The sequence below is a fragment of the Acinetobacter sp. 226 genome (assembly GCF_048147925.1).
GTDB classification, from domain to species: domain Bacteria; phylum Pseudomonadota; class Gammaproteobacteria; order Pseudomonadales; family Moraxellaceae; genus Acinetobacter; species Acinetobacter pecorum.
This window is the reverse complement of record NZ_JAYWYX010000010.1, coordinates 56,585-75,033: the sequence shown is the minus strand read 5'-3', so window position 1 is coordinate 75,033 and position 18,449 is coordinate 56,585. Positions and strand designations below refer to the sequence as shown.

The 18,449-nt window shown below is 43.0% G+C and carries 19 protein-coding genes, 1 tRNA gene and 1 pseudogene; 5 read left to right on the top strand and 16 right to left on the bottom strand.

Translation table 11 applies throughout. The features are described from left to right. The first annotated feature begins 224 nt into the window (after positions 1-224). Positions 225-655, top strand: a pseudogene (locus VXP95_RS06440) (PaaI family thioesterase). 26 nt (positions 656-681) lie between these two features. Here the strand turns inward: VXP95_RS06440 and VXP95_RS06435 are convergent. Then, positions 682-1,125 carry a hypothetical protein gene (locus VXP95_RS06435; protein WP_416711697.1) on the bottom strand — a complete coding sequence of 148 codons (444 nt, stop codon included), beginning with the start codon at positions 1,123-1,125 and terminating at the stop codon, positions 682-684. Positions 1,126-1,361: 236 nt separating this feature from the next. Between VXP95_RS06435 and VXP95_RS06430 the strand changes: the two genes are divergently transcribed. Beyond that, a tRNA-Asn gene (locus VXP95_RS06430) sits at positions 1,362-1,437 on the top strand. A 351-nt stretch (positions 1,438-1,788) separates the two neighbouring features. Here VXP95_RS06430 and VXP95_RS06425 read toward each other — a convergent pair. From VXP95_RS06425 to VXP95_RS06375, 11 genes are all read right to left on the bottom strand, one after another. After that, entirely contained in the window at positions 1,789-2,442 is a 654-nt protein-coding gene (locus tag VXP95_RS06425; protein WP_416711696.1) for a tRNA-(ms[2]io[6]A)-hydroxylase, read from the bottom strand. A 15-nt stretch (positions 2,443-2,457) separates the two neighbouring features. Further along, the gene (gene pdxJ / locus VXP95_RS06420) at positions 2,458-3,183 is read right to left on the bottom strand and encodes a pyridoxine 5'-phosphate synthase (protein ID WP_416705817.1); all 726 of its coding nucleotides are present in this window, start codon (positions 3,181-3,183) and stop codon (positions 2,458-2,460) included. Positions 3,184-3,196: 13 nt separating this feature from the next. Then, the gene (recO, locus tag VXP95_RS06415; protein ID WP_064102771.1) at positions 3,197-3,907 is read right to left on the bottom strand and encodes a DNA repair protein RecO; all 711 of its coding nucleotides are present in this window, start codon (positions 3,905-3,907) and stop codon (positions 3,197-3,199) included. A gap of 11 nt (positions 3,908-3,918) precedes the next feature. Next, positions 3,919-4,116 carry an NF038104 family lipoprotein gene (locus VXP95_RS06410; protein ID WP_064102772.1) on the bottom strand — a complete coding sequence of 66 codons (198 nt, stop codon included), beginning with the start codon at positions 4,114-4,116 and terminating at the stop codon, positions 3,919-3,921. Between the two features lie 38 nt (positions 4,117-4,154). After that, positions 4,155-5,183 (bottom strand): GTPase Era, encoded by a 1,029-nt coding sequence (gene era, locus VXP95_RS06405; protein ID WP_064096206.1) that lies wholly within the window; start codon positions 5,181-5,183, stop codon positions 4,155-4,157. Then, positions 5,183-5,881 carry a ribonuclease III gene (gene rnc, locus VXP95_RS06400; protein ID WP_416711695.1) on the bottom strand — a complete coding sequence of 233 codons (699 nt, stop codon included), beginning with the start codon at positions 5,879-5,881 and terminating at the stop codon, positions 5,183-5,185. The genes era and rnc overlap by 1 nt, the downstream gene beginning before the upstream one ends. Then, positions 5,853-6,224 (bottom strand): DUF4845 domain-containing protein, encoded by a 372-nt coding sequence (locus VXP95_RS06395; RefSeq protein WP_416711694.1) that lies wholly within the window; start codon positions 6,222-6,224, stop codon positions 5,853-5,855. Before VXP95_RS06395 ends, rnc begins: the two co-directional genes overlap by 29 nt. 24 nt (positions 6,225-6,248) lie before the next feature. After that, the gene (gene lepB, locus VXP95_RS06390; protein ID WP_064096208.1) at positions 6,249-7,076 is read right to left on the bottom strand and encodes a signal peptidase I; all 828 of its coding nucleotides are present in this window, start codon (positions 7,074-7,076) and stop codon (positions 6,249-6,251) included. Between the two features lie 20 nt (positions 7,077-7,096). Further along, the gene (lepA, locus tag VXP95_RS06385; RefSeq protein ID WP_004279065.1) at positions 7,097-8,914 is read right to left on the bottom strand and encodes a translation elongation factor 4; all 1,818 of its coding nucleotides are present in this window, start codon (positions 8,912-8,914) and stop codon (positions 7,097-7,099) included. A 252-nt stretch (positions 8,915-9,166) separates the two neighbouring features. Then, entirely contained in the window at positions 9,167-9,619 is a 453-nt protein-coding gene (locus tag VXP95_RS06380; RefSeq protein ID WP_416680840.1) for an acyl-CoA thioesterase, read from the bottom strand. Between the two features lie 120 nt (positions 9,620-9,739). Next, entirely contained in the window at positions 9,740-11,125 is a 1,386-nt protein-coding gene (locus VXP95_RS06375) for a Do family serine endopeptidase (RefSeq protein ID WP_416680839.1), read from the bottom strand. Positions 11,126-11,360: 235 nt separating this feature from the next. On the opposite strand from VXP95_RS06375, the gene nadB reads away from it, so the two are divergent. After that, a complete protein-coding gene (gene nadB / locus VXP95_RS06370; protein WP_416680838.1) occupies positions 11,361-12,989 on the top strand; it encodes an L-aspartate oxidase in 1,629 nt (542 codons plus the stop codon). Between the two features lie 116 nt (positions 12,990-13,105). On the opposite strand, the gene VXP95_RS06365 is transcribed toward nadB, so the two are convergent. The 4 genes from VXP95_RS06365 to pabC all read right to left on the bottom strand — a co-directional run bounded on the left by VXP95_RS06365 (position 13,106) and on the right by pabC (position 16,093). Then, positions 13,106-13,522 carry a PaaI family thioesterase gene (locus VXP95_RS06365; protein ID WP_416680837.1) on the bottom strand — a complete coding sequence of 139 codons (417 nt, stop codon included), beginning with the start codon at positions 13,520-13,522 and terminating at the stop codon, positions 13,106-13,108. 96 nt (positions 13,523-13,618) lie between these two features. Beyond that, on the bottom strand, positions 13,619-14,218 hold the full coding sequence (gene tmk / locus VXP95_RS06360) for a dTMP kinase (RefSeq protein WP_416680836.1): 600 nt from the start codon (positions 14,216-14,218) through the stop codon (positions 13,619-13,621). Positions 14,219-14,220: 2 nt separating this feature from the next. Beyond that, positions 14,221-15,279 (bottom strand): endolytic transglycosylase MltG, encoded by a 1,059-nt coding sequence (gene mltG / locus VXP95_RS06355; protein WP_064102781.1) that lies wholly within the window; start codon positions 15,277-15,279, stop codon positions 14,221-14,223. Between the two features lies 1 nt (position 15,280). Further along, the gene (gene pabC, locus VXP95_RS06350; RefSeq protein WP_416680835.1) at positions 15,281-16,093 is read right to left on the bottom strand and encodes an aminodeoxychorismate lyase; all 813 of its coding nucleotides are present in this window, start codon (positions 16,091-16,093) and stop codon (positions 15,281-15,283) included. A 159-nt stretch (positions 16,094-16,252) separates the two neighbouring features. Between pabC and VXP95_RS06345 the strand changes: the two genes are divergently transcribed. Together VXP95_RS06345 and VXP95_RS06340 are read left to right on the top strand one after the other, a co-directional pair. Continuing rightward, positions 16,253-17,260 (top strand): sulfate ABC transporter substrate-binding protein, encoded by a 1,008-nt coding sequence (locus tag VXP95_RS06345; RefSeq protein ID WP_064102783.1) that lies wholly within the window; start codon positions 16,253-16,255, stop codon positions 17,258-17,260. 175 nt (positions 17,261-17,435) lie between these two features. Next, positions 17,436-18,449, top strand: coding sequence for a sulfate ABC transporter substrate-binding protein (locus tag VXP95_RS06340; protein ID WP_416705822.1), 1,014 nt, complete (start codon positions 17,436-17,438; stop codon positions 18,447-18,449).

The window sequence follows — 18,449 nt, the reverse complement described above, 5'->3', positions numbered from 1 at the left end:
CACTTCGTGGTTTTTAAGCTCTACTTCAAATTGAGTAGCATCGCATAAATATTTTGCTTTCATGGCTATTTCTCATCGGTATTATTATTTTTAATCATTTTAACGTATTAGGTATAACTTAAAATCTTTGTACATTTCCTTATACAAATTTCAATTGCGAATCCAATCTACACCTCCCTAGAATTTAAGCTCCAATCTAGAAATTAAAATAATAAGGACAAGCAATGGATATTAAGAATCTTTCAGGTTTTGAAATGATACAAGCGATGATGGATGGAAAATTCCCCCGCCAACCATGAGCCAAACCATTCCAATGCGCCCTACCTTAATTGAAAGTGGTGAGATCACGTTCGAGGTACAAGCAGATCAACACCATTTAGACCCGCTGGGTAATGTACACGTGGGTTTTGCTGCGACTGTACTGGATACCGTAACAGGCTGTGCAATTCATACACTTTTAGAAGCAGGCGCCAAATACGGCACTGTTGATCTCAATATTAAAATGTGTCGTCCCATCCCGCAAAATAAACCGTTAAATGCCATTGGTAAGGTCATTAACCTTAGCGAAAAACTAGGAATCTCAGAAGGAAAAATCATCGATGAAAATGGCGAGCTTTATGCTTACGCAACCGCCGCCTGTGTAATTACACGTTAAACGAGTCAGCTTCCCTAATCAGGGATTTACAGTATCCACCATCCTTTCTGCGGCACTTTGGCAGGTTTGGGGCGGGACAGAGCACAATACTCAAAATAATGTTTGGAGACATTTGCCACACTCAGTTTCTGGGTCTGCGCAGAAGAGGCCTGCCAAACTTTAGACTGATTTGTACCAGTTAGTAAATTGCCTGAAATAGCATAAATAAAGAGCTCTTTTGGTTGTGTTTCAGGCACATTAAGGAATACTTCAAAGCTGAATTGGCGTTCTTTTTCAACCAGCCATTTTTCTGCAAACCACAATTGTAGCAAGTCACCCAAATACAACTGTTTTGCAGCTAAGGGCCATAAACGGATTTCAGCACCAGTAACAGGAGTAAAATATTGGGTAGAATCTTGAATGATTTCGAGATAATGATCTTGATAAAAAGATAGCTGCGAGAAAATTTGAGGGATGGTGAGCGTATTCATTCGCTTTCTCCGGTTTAGCCATTTTTGTGCTGGCAAGTAGGTTTAAATCCACACTGTTTGACCATCTGGTCAAACGACTTTATATTTTTAATCTAGCAAGTGATATTTATTCTGACAAGCTTTTTTTATGAATTTTATATGATTGTTTAAATTAAAATCATATAAATTGAATTTGTTAGAAATATGACAGTTTTTGCTTGACCCCTGCTGAAATCTCTCTATAATCGCATTCAGATTCTCCCATAGCTCAGTCGGTAGAGCGACGGACTGTTAATCCGCAGGTCCCTGGTTCGAGCCCAGGTGGGAGAGCCAAATTCAAGAAAGCCCAAGCAATTAAGACTTGGGCTTTTTTATTGCTTTAATATTTTACTCAAATAAAAGATTTTCATCATTTACCCCACTCTCGCTCCTTTATAAAACTAGAATGTTCGCGATTCATAAGCCGGCTCTTAATCAGATTTGCGTATCTTCATATTTAACCAATACCGATTTTCTGATTATTAATAATTAACTTATTCCTAAATAGTGTTTGCTTTTAATCGGTAAAATATTATGAGATACATATAAACTGCTTAGGCTATTTTAAAGTTTGAAAGATATCTAATTAAGTTTTCTAGAATCGTAAAAAATCCCCCAATTTGGAGGATTTTTTTAAAGGAAGTTTTAAGCAGCTTTCACTGGCACGCCACTATGGAAGCGGAACATATCATCAGGGCTTAAAATCAGATTCTTTTCCACTTCTCTGATATGCTCAATCCGTGCCTGAATATCCTCTTTTGGATTTTTCAGCTTCGCCTCTCTTGCCACATCTATCGCCAAGGCCAAATAGTCCTCAAAATGACGCAATTCAGACTTGAGCAAGTAACGGTAATAACGCCCCAGCTCTTCATCAACATGCGGTGCAAGTGCATAGAAACGTTCACAGGAGCGTGCTTCTACAAATGAACCAATCACCAACACATCAATCAGTGCTTCTGGCTCATAAGTACGGATTTCTTTACGCAAGCCACCGGCATAACGTCCTGCACTGAGACCAGTCCACTGCTGACCACGTTTTGCCATTAGTTCAAGTACCTGCTCATAATGCAGCATTTCTTCACGGACCAGCTGTGCCAGCTTGACCTGCAAATCCACAAAGAAACTGTAACGGAACATCAGGTTCATCGCGGTACTGGCGGCTTTCTTTTCACAGTTGGCATGGTCTTGCATCAAAATATCTAAATTTTTTAATGCTTCATCCACCCAGGCTTTAGGAGTTTCACAACCCAGGAAACCAATCACAGGCTTCATGAGTTCATCGTAATCATTATTTGACATATGTTTCTTGAAATCTTAACGCGCAGCTTTAATTGCAGCCTTCATTTGTTGTACAGCTTGCGCCAGACCAACAAAAACTGCATCTGCAATAATTGAGTGACCAATATTTAATTCATGAATTTGCGGAATCGCAGCAATCGGAGTGACATTTTCCAGATTCAGACCATGACCTGCATTCACCACCAGACCTTTAGATGCAGCATATTCAGCACCTTTCACAATGCGTTCAAGTTCCGCTTGTTGCGCTTCTGGAGTTTCTGCATCGGCATAGGCACCAGTATGGATTTCAATCGTCGGTGCACCGCAAGCAACTGCAGCATCAATCTGGGCAATGTCTGCATCAATAAATAACGACACATCACAGCCAATCGCAGTCAGTTCTTGAGTGGCTTTTTTCACATCTTCAAAATGGCCAACCACATCCAGACCACCTTCAGTAGTCACTTCCTGGCGCTTTTCAGGCACGAAACAGACATGCTGCGGTTGAATTTCTTTAGCAAAAGTGACCATTTCATCCGTCACCGCCATTTCCAGATTCATATGCGTGGTCAATACCGGACGCATACGACGTACATCATCATCCTGAATATGACGACGGTCTTCGCGCAAATGCAGGGTAATGCCCTCTGCCCCCGCCTGTTCGCAGATCAATGCAGCATTGACTGGGTCTGGGTACGTCGTACCACGTGCTTGTCTTAAAGTTGCGACATGGTCAATATTGACACCAAGTAATGCAGCCATAATATTTTCCTAACTACGATTGAGATTGAGAATTTTGGATCCACAATTGCCGACTTTTGAGTGGTCGATCACCGAGTAAGGCAGTGATGACCTGTCGATAAAGCTTCGTCAATAATTGTAACTGTTCTGGATTAAAATCCCTACCATTTTCATGGCTCAGCATAGTTAAAATCTGCTGTCCAGACATGGTCGAACGTGAAACTTTGGCAGAGGGCATGAAACCATCATTAAGCTGAAAATAGTAATGTTGCTCAGGATTAATCTGCGCCTGATTGGCATCGACTGAAAAATCCAGACCATAGCCAAGTTCTTCCAACAAGATATGTTCAAATTGACGCAAGATCTGCTTGAGATAAGTATTCGGATCAATTTGCGTAGAAAGCTGCTGCAAGGCCACTAGAGTTTCGCCATATTTGGCAAAAGTTTGCGGCATTTCGACTTCAAGTGGGCACAGTCGCAGCAGAATCTCATTCAGATAAAATCCTGAAAAGAATGCATCCCCGAAAAAGAAAATGGGCTGATTAACAATTTCCAGCTTCGTAAAATTTTTGAGTTCTGACTTACCTGAGGCTTGCAAACGAATGGGCTGATATTGCGGCGGCGGTGTCTGCCTTAAAATCCCGTCGATACGGCCATATTCCTGGGTAAATAAATGTACGATATGGCTGCGATCGCGATATTTGCGATGATGAATTAAATATCCATGCAGTACTTCATTACGCATAGATTACTTCTTTAATCTTTATTCTTTTTTGATTTTTTCTCATCTTCTTCGTCATCCCCATCAGGAATGACGGCACCCACAACAGCCGCAGTGCCTTTGACTGCGACTTTTGTGGTTTTATAAGCCACTTTGACAGGAACCGTGACTACTTTATGAATGCAGCCTTGCAGAAATACAATACATGTAACGACTGCTAACACTTTTATCATCACGGCATTCCTTAAAGGGTCTTACAAATTTTTATCGCTTAGATATCACTATAACCTAAACTTTTTAATGCACGCTCATCATCAGACCAGCCACCTTTAACTTTCACCCAAAGCGTCAGCATGATTTTCTGTTCGAACATTTTTTCCATATCGAGACGCGCATCCATACCGATTTTTTTCAGTTTGACACCTTTCTCACCAATCACAATCGCTTTCTGGCTCGGACGATCGACAAAAATCGTAGCATCAATATAGGTACAGGCGGCTTTCATACGACCGGTTTTTTCATTCAAGACCGGTTCTTCAGTTTTAAATGATTCGATCTGAACGGTCAAATCGTATGGAAGCTCTTCACCCAGCTGACGCATGATCTTTTCACGGATAATTTCAGATGCCAGGAAACGCTCTGAACGATCGGTCAGTTGATCCAGCGAATACAGTGGTGGCTGGAATGGAAGATACTTGGCAATCGTGTCACGTAAATGTTCAAGATTGGCACCACGAAGCGCAGATACCGGCACGATTTCCGCAAAGTTCATCAGCTTTTCGCGTTCACGAATAAGCGGCAAAGCTTCGTTCTTGTTTTCAAAGGTGTCCAGCTTGTTGATCACCAGAATCACTGGCATTTCAGCGTTTTTTAGCTTTTCCAGAACCAGCTCATCATTTGGTGTCCATTTCTGGGCATCTACTACAAATAGCACCAGATTAACATCACGCAGTGCAGAGTGCGCTGCGCGGTTCATCATTTTATTGATGGCACGGACTTCTTTTTTATGCATCCCTGGCGTATCGACAAATACCGCCTGAGATTTTTCACGTGAATCAATCCCCACGATTTTATGACGTGTAGTTTGTGGTTTACGTGAGGTAATCGAAAGTTTCTGACCCAGTATATGGTTCATTAAGGTAGATTTACCCACATTCGGGCGACCTACAATGGCAACAAAACCACTGCGATAGTCCGATGGGATTTCGGTGCCTTGTGCGCTAAAAAATTGATTTACCAGGTCGTGACTGTCGCTTTGCGACTCGTGATCAGCATCAATGTGATCGGAATGAGTAGTCATTAAGACTTATTCTCCAAAAGTTTCAAAATATCCGCCGCAACGGCTTGTTCAGCAAAACGCCGGCTCGCACCTTCGCCTTGCATAGTCGGTAATCCCGCAATCTGGCATTCCACTTTAAAATGCTGATTGGGTGCATCACCTTGAATATCCACAACCTCGTAAACCGGGAGAGGTTTCTTACGTGCTTGTAAATACTCTTGTAAGCGGGATTTAGGGTCTTTAAGCTGGTCTGTCGGCTCAATATGGTCTAAATAGGGTTCGTACCATTTTAACACAATCGGTTCTAGCACGGTGAGATCACCGCAGTCGACATAGATCGCGCCAATAATAGCTTCTACCGTATCTGCCAGTATAGACTCACGATGATGACCACCAGATTTCAATTCACCGGTACTCAGAATTAAATTCTGGCTCAGCTTTAAATCATTGGCGATTTTCCCTAATGCTTCCTGACGAACCAAGGTGGCACGCATACGCGTCAACCGGCCTTCATTTTCGCTTGGATAGGCATTAAAAAGATAATTCGCAATGATCATCCCTAAAAGCGAATCGCCCAGAAATTCCAGGCGTTCGTAGTTGTGTTTATGACTGACTGAACGATGAGTCAATGCCAGTTTCAGCAAATCAGCCTGTTTAAACTGATAGCCGATTCGTTTGGCAAGACGTTCATCATTTAGCTTTGACTGTGCTTTGATCAAACTCTTTCTCAAACTTCATCACTAAATCGATATTCATTAGGAAATTCTTACGAACTTCATAATTCTTTCTTACGACCATCGCTTGCGCATTATCGAGAATAACATTCTGTTTAATGTCAAAATTACGAATATTATTCATCTCTAAACGCTTAGACAGATCAGAATTAAATTTCTCCGGCGTGATATTTGCAGGAGCACTTTTTAACAGCGCCTCAATCTCACCATCGACCATACGATCATCAAAGTATGGCCCCCACACCGCAATCGCCACTTTTGCAAGAAATGCAAAGCCCACGATTGCAATTAAAACCCCAATATAAGAAGCACCTTGTTGATGTCTCATTTTTTATTTTCCTGCTTGAAACAATTAATCAATTGTTCCGTTTCGACTAAACGATGGCAATTTAAAGCCAGGTTCTTTATGCATCCAGATATAGAATGCACGACCTGTTAAGTTTTCTTCCGGAACAAGCCCCCAGAAACGACTGTCAGCACTCTGATCGCGATTATCCCCCATCGCGAAGTAGTGACCTTCTGGCACTGTTACTTCCCAATATAAACCATTTTCACCTGAATATTTACCATTTTCCAGATAGTTAATATAAGGTGCCTGACGAGCAACATTAACCCCTTCCAGCTCACGCATGGTAAAAGTATGTTCACCCAGGGTTTCTTTATGATAAATAGCTGTCGGTGTATCTAAACGGTCTTTTTCGCGGCTAAACTCAACCGGAACTTTTGCTACTTTTTTTCCATTAATACTCAGCTGACCATGATCATAAACAATATGATCACCTGGCAAGCCGACAATTCGTTTGATATAGCTGATGGAAGGTTGAGGCGGATAACGGAACACCGCGACATCACCACGTTCTGGACTACCAGTATCAATAATTTTGGTATTCACAATAGGCAGTTTGATGCCATAGTCGAACTTGTTCACCAGAATAAAGTCGCCAGTTTCCAGGGTCGGCACCATCGAATCGGATGGAATATTAAAAGGCTCATATAAAAATGAACGCAGGATTAGCACAATGGCAAGTACCGGCCAAAAATCATAAGCCCAAGTGATAATGAAATTCTCGTTACCCTTGCCCCGGGTTTGCCTTTGTTTCAAGACAAACTTGTCTAGCAACCATACTGCGACAAAAAACAGAGTCGCAGGCACAAGAATCAAATTAAAATCAAAATCCATGGGCTTATATCCTTATTATTTTAGCGTTCGACTTTTAATACGGCTAAGAACGCTTCTTGCGGGATTTCTACACTACCCACCTGTTTCATGCGCTTCTTACCTTCTTTCTGTTTAGACAGAAGTTTTTTCTTACGTGACACGTCACCACCATAACATTTCGCCAATACGTTTTTACGCATGGCTTTTACAGTAGAACGGGCAATGATTTGCGCCCCAATTGCCGCCTGAATCGCCACATCAAACATTTGACGTGGAATCAAGTCTTTCATCTTTTCAACCAATGCAATACCACGATGGCGTGCATCGTTACGGTGACAGATCATCGCCAAGGCATCGACTTTTTCACCATTGATCAAGACATCTACTTTGACTAAAGATGAGCTTTCAAAACGGACAAAGTTATAGTCGAGTGAGGCAAAACCACGTGAACATGACTTCAATTTATCAAAGAAGTCCATGACCACTTCGGCCATTGGAATTTCGAAAGTAATGGAAACCTGATTCGCCATAAACTTCATGTCTTTTTGCACACCACGGCGCTCAACACACAATGTCATGACGTTACCTAGGTATTCTTGCGGCACAAGGATATGACATTCAGCAATCGGTTCACGTAAATCTTCAACCGTTGAACCATCTGGCATTTTGGATGGGCTGTCGATATAAATTGTCTGGCCATTCTTCATCACCGCTTCATAAATTACGGTTGGCGCAGAAGAAATTAGGTCAAGATCGTACTCACGTTCCAGACGTTCCTGTACGATCTCCATGTGCAACATACCCAAGAAGCCACAACGGAAACCGAAACCCAGTGCATCTGAACTTTCAGGTTCAAAGAACAAGGCCGAGTCATTGATTTGTAGCTTATGCAAAGCTTCACGGAAAGGTTCAAAATCGCTGGCATCAATCGGGAATAGACCAGCATAAACCTGCGGTTTCACCTTTTTAAAGCCTGGCAATGTTGCCACTTCAGGTGTGGTTGCCAAGGTAATCGTATCACCGACAGGCGCACCGAAAATATCTTTAATACCGGCAATGACAAAACCAACTTCACCCGCTTCCAACATACCTGTTTCAGTATGTTTCGGGTTAAAGATCCCCACAGAAGTAATGATGTGCGTTTGACCTGTTGATTTAATCAACATCTTGTCGCCTTTACGCACACGACCCTGCTTGACACGTACCAGAGAAACGACGCCCAGGTAGTTATCAAACCATGAATCTACAATCAGTGCTTGTAACGGCGCTTCGCGATCACCTTCAGGTGCAGGAATTACATTGACCAATGTTTCAAGCACACCCTCAATACCCAAACCTGTTTTTGCAGAACAGGTCGGCGCTTCTGTGGCTTCAATTCCGATAATATCTTCAATTTCCTGAATCACACGTTCAGGCTCAGCTTGCGGCAAGTCGATCTTGTTCAGTACCGGAAGTACTTCCAGACCTTGTTCAATTGCGGTATAGCAGTTGGCAACCGACTGTGCTTCTACGCCCTGCGCTGCATCTACCACCAGCAATGCACCTTCACAGGCAGCGAGCGAGCGTGATACTTCATACGAGAAGTCAACGTGTCCCGGTGTATCAATAAAGTTCAACTGATACTCTTGACCGTTGGGATGAGTATAGTACAAGGTTACCGAAGTGGCTTTAATGGTAATCCCACGTTCGCGCTCAAGCTCCATTGAGTCAAGGACTTGAGCCTGCATTTCACGATCTTGCAAGCCGCCACAAGTTTGAATAAAGCGATCCGCTAGGGTCGATTTACCATGGTCAATGTGCGCAATAATCGAGAAGTTACGAATGTTTTTAATATCAACAGATTTTTTAGCTTGCGCCATGGGTTACCTTGAGAAAAAACGCGCTATGTAATTTAAAAATATTACATAACAAAAGCCGAATAGAAATTGCGAAGGATTATAGCAGAATGGTGATCTAGAAAAAGAATTATATTTTTTCCTTTATCCCTCACCTTATGTACGCCACAGTCAAGCGAAATCTCAATCAACACGACACGTAGAAGATCACTGCCACCTCCATTTACTCCTCAATGCTAGACCGATACCCTGATCAGGCTAGAGAGCTTAATCTTTTCAATCCAGATATAAAGTGGAAAAATCAAAAGGATTTATATGTTCTGAAAGTGGCTGATATGCCTGGGTAAATGTCGGTGACATGCGTTTTGGGCGCCCTGTGGCCATTTCAATACAGGCCCACTGGGTACTGCCGGTAAACAACAGGGTCTGATCCTGGAGCCGATAAAATGCGTATTGTCTAAAGGAATACAGGGCATTAAGATCATTCAGCCAGGTGCGCAGAATAATCTCATCGCCTTCAAAAGCCGCCTTACGGTATTGCACCTGATGCTCAACCGCGACCATGGCATGTTTCAGTTCCACATATTGCTTTAATCCCAAGCCCAGTTTTTCAATATGAGCTGATGCGACATCCTGCATCCATTGCACATAGATCACATTGTTCACATGACCTAATCCATCAATATGTTTGGCTTGAACCTTTAAATCAAGATCAAAAATACCGCTCACTTCGCTGTTATCCTTTCCATGATTTTAAGGTTATAGAGTCTACCGAATTTATCGCTGGGGTAAATTGCAAAAAATAAAAAACCGCTTATACAAGCGGTCTTTCATGAAAATCTAGCAATTTTATGAGATACGCATGCCAACCACAGCAAGCTGACCCTGACGGATCAAGGTCACGCGCGCGATGCTACCCTTTTTCAGTTCAGACACCTCTTGTACAAACTGATTGGAATTCAGTACTTTCTGGTTATTAATTTGCGTGATCACATCATTCGGCATAATTCGTGCCTGTGCCGCAATACCACCTGGTCGTACATCCTGAATCACAACCCCACCTTTAATTTCTAACTGCGCCAGCTCTGCCGGACTAAGATCACGAATTGAAACTCCGATTACTGGCCCTTTGTTCGGCTGAGTCTGCGTGCCTGCTTTTGCTGGCGTATCATCTGGTGCCGCACTTAAAGTCGCTGAAAGACTACGACGTTTATCATCACGTAAAATTTCAAGCTGTACCTGCTGCTGGGGTGCAGTACGGTTCAGATAGTTCAACAATTCACTGGTACGTGAAATTGGGGTACCGTTGTATTTTAAAATGACATCACTGGCACGCAGACCTGCACGTGCAGCCGGTGAATTTGGCGCAACCTGAGTCACCAGAGAACCTTCAGGCTTAGGCAGGTTATAAGACTCAGCCAGATTACGGTCGATATCCTGCAAACTCACCCCCAGATATGAACGCGTCACTTTGCCGTTCTTCTTCAATTGATCCGCAACTTCCATCGCCACATCAATCGGGATCGAGAAGGACAAACCCATATACCCACCGGTTCCACTAAAGATCCGTGAGTTAACACCAACTACTTCACCACGCTGGTTAAACAGAGGGCCACCGGAATTACCTGGGTTTAGAGCTACATCGGTCTGGATAAAAGGGACTGCAGTTTCACCCATCATGTTGCGCATTTTGGCACTGACAATTCCAGCAGAAGCGGAATAATCAAAGCCAAATGGCGAACCAATGGCAAGAACAGGCTCACCAACACGTAAGCGTCCGACATCTCCTGTGCGTAATTCTGGAAAATTCGAGCCATTAACTTTAAGCAAAGCTACGTCAGTTCGTGCATCACTACCGACAACAGTGGCATCAATTTCACGACGGTCATTCAGGGTAATGGTGACTTTGGAAGCATCCTCAACCACATGATGATTGGTCAGCAGATAACCATCCTTGCTGATAAAGAATGCACTGCCATAGCCTGTCTTTTCCTGTGGCATACGCTGCTGCGGAATAATCACCTGATTGCCAAAAAAGCGGCGCAGAATTTCCGGAACTTGTTGTTGTAAGAGCTCTTCTTCGCTCATTTTCTTAACGACATTGACACTAACTACAGCAGGACTAACCTGCTCCACCAGATTTGAAAAATCAACCGGCGTGACCGCCTGCAACTGTGCAGCACTCATGGTGAGGGTCGCTGCAAATAATCCTTTTTTTAAGTCTAGAATTTTCATATAAATTATTCACTCAAATTGTTGATAAATTTATGTAAATAGGTTTTATCACAAACACTGTAAAGTTTAAGTAATAAAATGTTTCAAAACGTCGCTCTGGACAATATCTCATTATCAAAACCCTAAGTTAAGACTTTGATTAATTTTTTTCATCAATAAATGAGCACTTCAATGCTTGCCTTTTGCACAAAAAAGCGCTGTTATTACCAAACTTTTTTAAAATTAGCTGATGGACATGTCTCATTCATCTCTTACCCATCAATTTGACGTCATTATTGTGGGCAGCGGCGGTGCCGGTTTAAGTTTAGCCTTATCGCTCCCAGACCATTTTAATATTGCAGTCTTAGCGAAATCTACCCTAACAGATGCCAGTACCTTTTATGCGCAAGGCGGGGTAGCCGCAGTCCTGGATGAAATGGACTCAATTGAACAGCATATTGATGACACCATGATTGCAGGTGCGCAGCTGTGTGAAATGGAAGCGGTAAAACAGACAGTAGAAGGTGGGAAACCGTCAGTTGATTTTTTGCTGAAACACGGCGTGCAATTTACCCTCGACGAACAGGAACAGTTACATCTTACCCGTGAAGGTGGTCATTCACAGCGCCGAATTATTCATGCTGCCGATGCCACGGGTCGGGCGATTTCCACTACCCTGGTACAACGGGCTCAAGAAAAACAGAATATTAAAATCTTTGAAAATTATATTGCGATTGACCTGATCTGTTCACAAAAGCTGGGGTTAGACGGTAATAATCGTGCTCTGGGTTTATATGCCCTGGATGAACAAACTGAAAAAGTGCATACCTTCTTGGCCCCATTTACCGCCCTAGCCTGTGGCGGTGCCATGAAAGCTTATTTATATACTTCAAATCCGGATATTGCTACGGGTGATGGTATTGCGATGGCTTATCGTGCCGGCTGCCGGGTCGCCAATATGGAATTTAACCAGTTTCATCCGACCTGCCTTTATCATCCGCAAGCACGTTCTTTCCTGATTACTGAAGCAATGCGCGGCGAAGGCGCTTATCTACGCCTGCCTGATGGCGAACGCTTTATGCTGCGTTTTGACGAACGCGCCGAACTCGCACCGCGTGATATTGTGGCACGTGCCATCGACTATGAAATCAAGCGTCTTGGTATTCGGCATGTCTGGCTGGACATTACCCATAAAGATGAAAGCTTTGTCAAAGAACATTTCCCTACCCTGTACGCCCGTTTACTTGAACTAGGGATCGACATTACCAAGGACATGATTCCAGTTGTTCCGGCAGCCCATTACACCTGCGGTGGTGTCGTAGTTGATGAAAACAGTCAGACTGATATTGCCGGACTCTATGCAATTGGGGAAACCTCTTATACCGGTCTACATGGTGCTAACCGTATGGCCAGTAACTCACTTTTAGAATGCTTTGTTTATGGTATGAGTGCGGCCGAACATATCCAAACTCATTTCAATCCTGCCTATAGCTTTCCTGCAGTACCAGCTTGGGATGATTCCCAGGTCACTAATCCAGATGAAGATGTGGTAATTCTGCAAAACTGGGATGAGTTACGGCAAACCATGTGGAATTATGTCGGGATTGTACGTACCACGAAGCGTCTGGAACGTGCCTTGCATCGTATTGAAATGCTAAAAAAAGAAATCACCGAGTACTACCAGGATTATCAGGTCAGTAAAAACCTGATCGAGCTTCGTAATCTGGTACTGGTTTCCGAGATGATTGTACGCTGTGCCATGCACCGCAAAGAATCTCGTGGTCTGCATTTCACGCTCGATTATCCAGCGCTACTGCCTGAACTACGCAAAACTGTACTCACCCCACCAAATTTTGAAGTAGAAACCCCACTGGTCAATATTTAAATAATCTGGGAAGATATGCTGATCGGCAGCATATCTCCTATTATTTTTAAATTTTTATTTGCTTCAATTTAGCTTAGGCTATTTTATTTATAGCTAGTCTTCTAACTTTCAAATATTTAACGTTTTGGTGGAATTGAATATGTTCCGGTCACATGCGCCACAGGTTCTTCATGATCTATCGAATAAATCCAGACTTCTCCCACAATTAGCGCCTTACCGACCTTGATCAGCTTACATTCTCCGCGTATATCGGTTCCACCTGAAGGCTTACGTAAGAAATTGATATTCAAGTTAGTGGTCACGGCCAAACCGACCAATCCAATTTCACCCAGAATCGCAACATAAAGAGCAAAATCTGCCAAGGTCATCATGGTTGGACCAGAAACGGTGCCGCCTGGACGCAATTCCTCTGATCTCACCTGATACAGCAAAGTAGCTCCACGCGGAGAAATTTCCTCAATCCGGCACTTCTCCAGGCTTTGTGGAAACTCTTGTTGTAAAAATTGTTCTATTTCAGTTTTAGTCGTTCTCATATTATAAAAAATCTTCTATATTCATCTTAATATAGAAGATTTTTCACGAATCACCCTAGAGAAAACTCAAATAAAAAAAGTATTTTAAGACTCAGCTTATTTTAGATAACTTAAGGCCTGCTCAAATACCTGTTCAGGGGTTTGGGTCGCATCCAGACGTTTGATGCGTTCTGGATAACGTTGCCACAAGCTTTCATAACCTGCCCTCACTTTCTCAAAGAAAGTGACTTTCTCCTGTTCAAAACGATCCAGTGCCCCACGTTCACGTGCACGGTTCATTCCCAGCTCAATAGGGGCTTCTAACCAGAAGGTAATGTCTGGCATACGTGCAACAAAGTGGGTATTCAGTACCTGCAACTTGGTTTCACTCAGGCCCCTACCCGCGCATTGATAGGCAAAGCTGGCATCGCTAAAACGGTCACACAGCACAATCTTTCCGGCTTCTAATGCAGGCAGAATCACTTGTGCCAGATGCTGGGCACGCGCTGCATACATCAACAGCAACTCGGTATCATGCGCCATGGTTTCTTCATGATTCACTGTCAGCAATAGCGAACGAATCTGCTCGGCCATTGGTGTTCCGCCCGGTTCGCGAGTGAGAATAACGTCCTTGCCCTGCGCGATAAAATCTGCATAGATCGAACGAATGAGCGTAGTTTTACCCACACCTTCTGTGCCTTCAAAGCTAATAAACATACTCATTCCTTACTTTTCGAACGTAAAATCGTCAGATATTCCTGCACTGCTTTATTGTGATCATTCAGATTGGTGGTGAATTTATGTCCACCATCGCCGGTCGCTACAAAGTACAGATTCTCAGAATTATCCGGATGCATGGCTGCTTCAATGGCTTTCTTGCTTGGCAAGGCAATTGGTGTTGGCGGCAAACCTGAAATGGTATAGGTATTATACGGCGTCGGTGTGCGTAAATCCTTGCGGGTAATATTACCGTTATAGCTGTCACCCATTCCGTAAATTACCGTTGGATCAGTCTGTAAACGCATACCGTTTTTTAAACGCCGTATAAACACCCCGGAAACCTGTTCCAGCTCACGGTCAATACTGGTCTCTTTTTCAATAATTGATGCCATAATCAGCGCGTCATATTTATTCTGATACGGTAGATCAGCCGCGCGTTTTGCCCACGCTTCATCCAGTATTTTCATCTGTCGCTGATACAGATTGGTCAGAATCTTGCGGTCTGTTTCACCTTTGGCAAAGAAGTAAGTATCCGGTGCAAACAACCCTTCGGGATGTGAATACGTAATATTGAGTTCTTTCAGTAATTGCGCAGTAGGCAGATGCAGCACTTCCTTGGTAACCAGATCATTTTTTTTCAGGATATCGACCAGCTGTTTAAATGTTGTGCCTTCAATCACCAGAATCCGGCTCATCTGGGCATTGTCTGCATTGGAAATCATTTCCAATACCTGACGAATACTCATGCCTTGACGTACTTCATACACGCCCGCTTTCATGGTGTCATGAATCATGATGCGCTGATACAGTTTAAGGATGATCGGAAAACTCACCTGATCTTCTTTGGCCAGGCGATCAATGAAACCGGAATAGGTTTGACCAGATTCAATCGCGAGCAGCTGTTTTTTTCCTTCAACAGGATAATCTTTCCACAAACTGCTCTTTAGGATTAACCCCAGGATCAAAGCAATACCAATCAGTACTAAAACAATTCCTTTGAAAGATGAGGAAGATCTCACCTTATTGTTCTTTTTGGCTTTAGGTTTGGAAGCTGACATATTAAGACATCTGGTTTAATCGAAGACGGTTAAAAAGTTCAATACAAGCATTGCCATCCAAGGCGCGCTGCTCAAATTGTGTGACAATTTTCATCGGGCTGAGTGCATTGCAGAAAAACAGACTCCGAATATGGGAAATTTCATCCATACCCATATATCGTTGTTCACAGACAATACCCTGATCTTGCATACGTTGTAGAATTTCTGCACGCATGACACCGAAGACGCCATTATAACGGAGTTCCGGCGTAATCCATGTATTCTTTATAAGAATGAAACAATTACTGCTCACCCCTTCGACAATGCCACCTTGTACATCTGTCACTATTGCCTCAGGCCAGCCGCGTTGATCTGCTTCCTGTTTCAGTAAAACCTGCTCCAGGCGGTTCAGGGTTTTCAGTCCAACCAGACTGGGCATGGTCAATCCCACTGCCCGCTGCAATACGCCACTTTGAATCTGTTCAAACTTAAAATCCTGTATGTCTTGAGGATAATAAAACAGCCAGAGATCTGCTGGATGATCCGGCAAACTATAACCGCGCTGACCCACTCCACGACTGAGCACAATCTTTAATGTCCCGTTCAGCTTACCCTCTGATTCCCCGAGAAGCTGTAAACTTTCCGTGATCAGATCGAGATTGGCATTCAGGCTTAAGCTCTGATTGCTGTTTTGCAAACGTGTCAAATGACGATCATACAATTCAATCCGGTTATGTCGAATCCGGGCCGTAGTAAAACAACCATCACCATAATGAAAGCCACGATCCAGCACCTCTATATGACTGACACGTTGGGCATTTTTTAAATACAGCATATTTTTACGGTCTCTAAAATATAAATTGGGCAGTAATATCCAGGCTTCACCTATATATCTCTTTTACTCACATCCAATTCTTTTTTAATTATTTTTTATGCAAAAAAACTCAAGCTATTCTTGCCTCATCTAACAAAAGCTAAAAAACTTGAGGCAAAAATGAGCATTCGTAAATTAAAAATTGGGGTATTGGCAGCACTGGTATCAGCAAGCGCTTTTAGTGTCTCTGCAAAAGATTTCCTAAACGTTTCATATGACCCGACTCGTGAATTATATGATAATTTCAATAAGGAATTCAGCGCATACTGGAAAAAAACCACCGGTCAGGATATTAACTATAAACAGTCACATGGTGGTTCAGGCAAACAGGCACGTGCCGTGATTGACGGACTGGATGCCGATGTTGTGACATTGGCACTGGCAGCAGATATTGATGAAATTGCAGAACGAGGTTTGCTGCCTAAAGACTGGCAAAAGAAATTCCCGCAGAATTCGACACCCTATACTTCAACTATCGTTTTCCTTGTACATAAAGGCAATCCAAAAGGGATCAAAGACTGGGGAGATCTGGTTAAACCGGGCGTAGACATTATTACCCCGAACCCAAAAACTTCAGGTGGTGCACGCTGGAATTATCTGGCTGCCTGGGCGTGGGCCAACCATCAAAAAGGTGGCAATGATGCCAAAGCACAAGACTTTGTTCGTCAAATCTATAAACAGACCAAAGTACTGGATTCTGGAGCACGCGGTGCCACAACGACTTTTGCTGAACGTGGAATTGGGGATGTATTACTGGCCTGGGAAAACGAAGCGCATTTAGCTGTCCGTGAACAACCGGGTAAATTTGAGATTATTACCCCTTCTCTGTCTATTCTGGCCGAACCACCGGTGGCGATTGTAGAAAAAAATGCCAAAAAAGATGGTAATGAAAACCTCGCTAGAGCCTATTTAAATTACCTCTATTCACCTGCTGGGCAAACTGTGGCGGCGAAAAACTTTTACCGTCCACGTAATGCGAATGTCCTGAAGCAGCACAACAATGTATTCAAACCATTGAAGCTGGTAACCATTGATAAAGAGTTTGGTGGCTGGACCAAAGTTCAGAAACAGCATTTTGACAATGGCGGTGTGTTTGACCAGATTGTCAAAGCCAATCACGCAAAATAATACTTTAAATGCAGTTCATTATGGCCTTTATTCATAAGGCCATTCTTATTTCAAACACTTAATAGCTTATTTATCTCTTTTTTTCATATAAAATTCATTTTTAATTATTTTTTATGCATAAAGAATAAGTTTATTCTGCGCTTATGTTACAGAACATATCAGAGATTCAGTCCAGATGAGCATTTCAAACACATTAAAACTTGGGGTTTTAGCAGCTGTTATCTCGGCAACCTCATTTGGTGCAGCAGCACGTGATTTTCTCAATGTATCCTATGATCCGACCCGTGAACTGTATGAAGATGTAAATAAGAATTTTGGCAAATATTGGGAAAGCCGTACCGGTCAAAAAATCAATTTTAAGCAATCGCATGGCGGTTCAGGCAAACAGGCTCGCGCGGTAATTGATGGACTGGATGCAGATGTCGTGACATTAGCTCTGGCCGCTGATATTGATGTACTGGAAGCGAAAGCCAAACTGTTACCTGCAGATTGGCAAAAGAATTTACCCAATAACTCGACACCCTATACTTCAACCATCGTTTTCCTGGTGCGCAAAAACAATCCCAAAGGGATTAAAGACTGGGGAGATCTGGTTAAACCCAGTGTAGCGATCATTACGCCAAACCCGAAAACATCAGGCGGTGCGCGCTGGAATTATCTGGCTGCATGGGCTTGGGCCAAGCATCAGGCAGGTGGAAACGATAAAACTGCGCAAGAATTTGTCCGTAAAATCTATAAAAATACCAAAGTGTTGGATTCTGGAGCGCGTGGCTCAACCACGACTTTTGCTGAACGCGGGATTGGAGATGTTTTACTGGCCTGGGAAAATGAGGCGCATCTTGCCCTTCGTGAACAGCCGGGCAAGTTTGAAATTGTAACCCCATCACTGTCGATTCTGGCTGAGCCGCCGGTTGCGATTGTAGAAAAAAATGCTGCTAAAAAAGGCAACAAATACCTGGCTCAGGGTTATTTAAACTTCCTGTATTCCCCCCTTGGTCAGGAAATTTCAGCACGTAACTTCTATCGTCCACGTAATGCCAAAGTTCTGACCAAATACAGCCAGGTATTTAAGCCATTAAAACTTGTCACCATTGATCAGGAATTTGGTGGCTGGGATAAAGTCCAGAAAACACATTTTGAAAATGGTGGCGTGTTTGATCAAATTGTAAAGGCAAACAGCGCGAAGTAA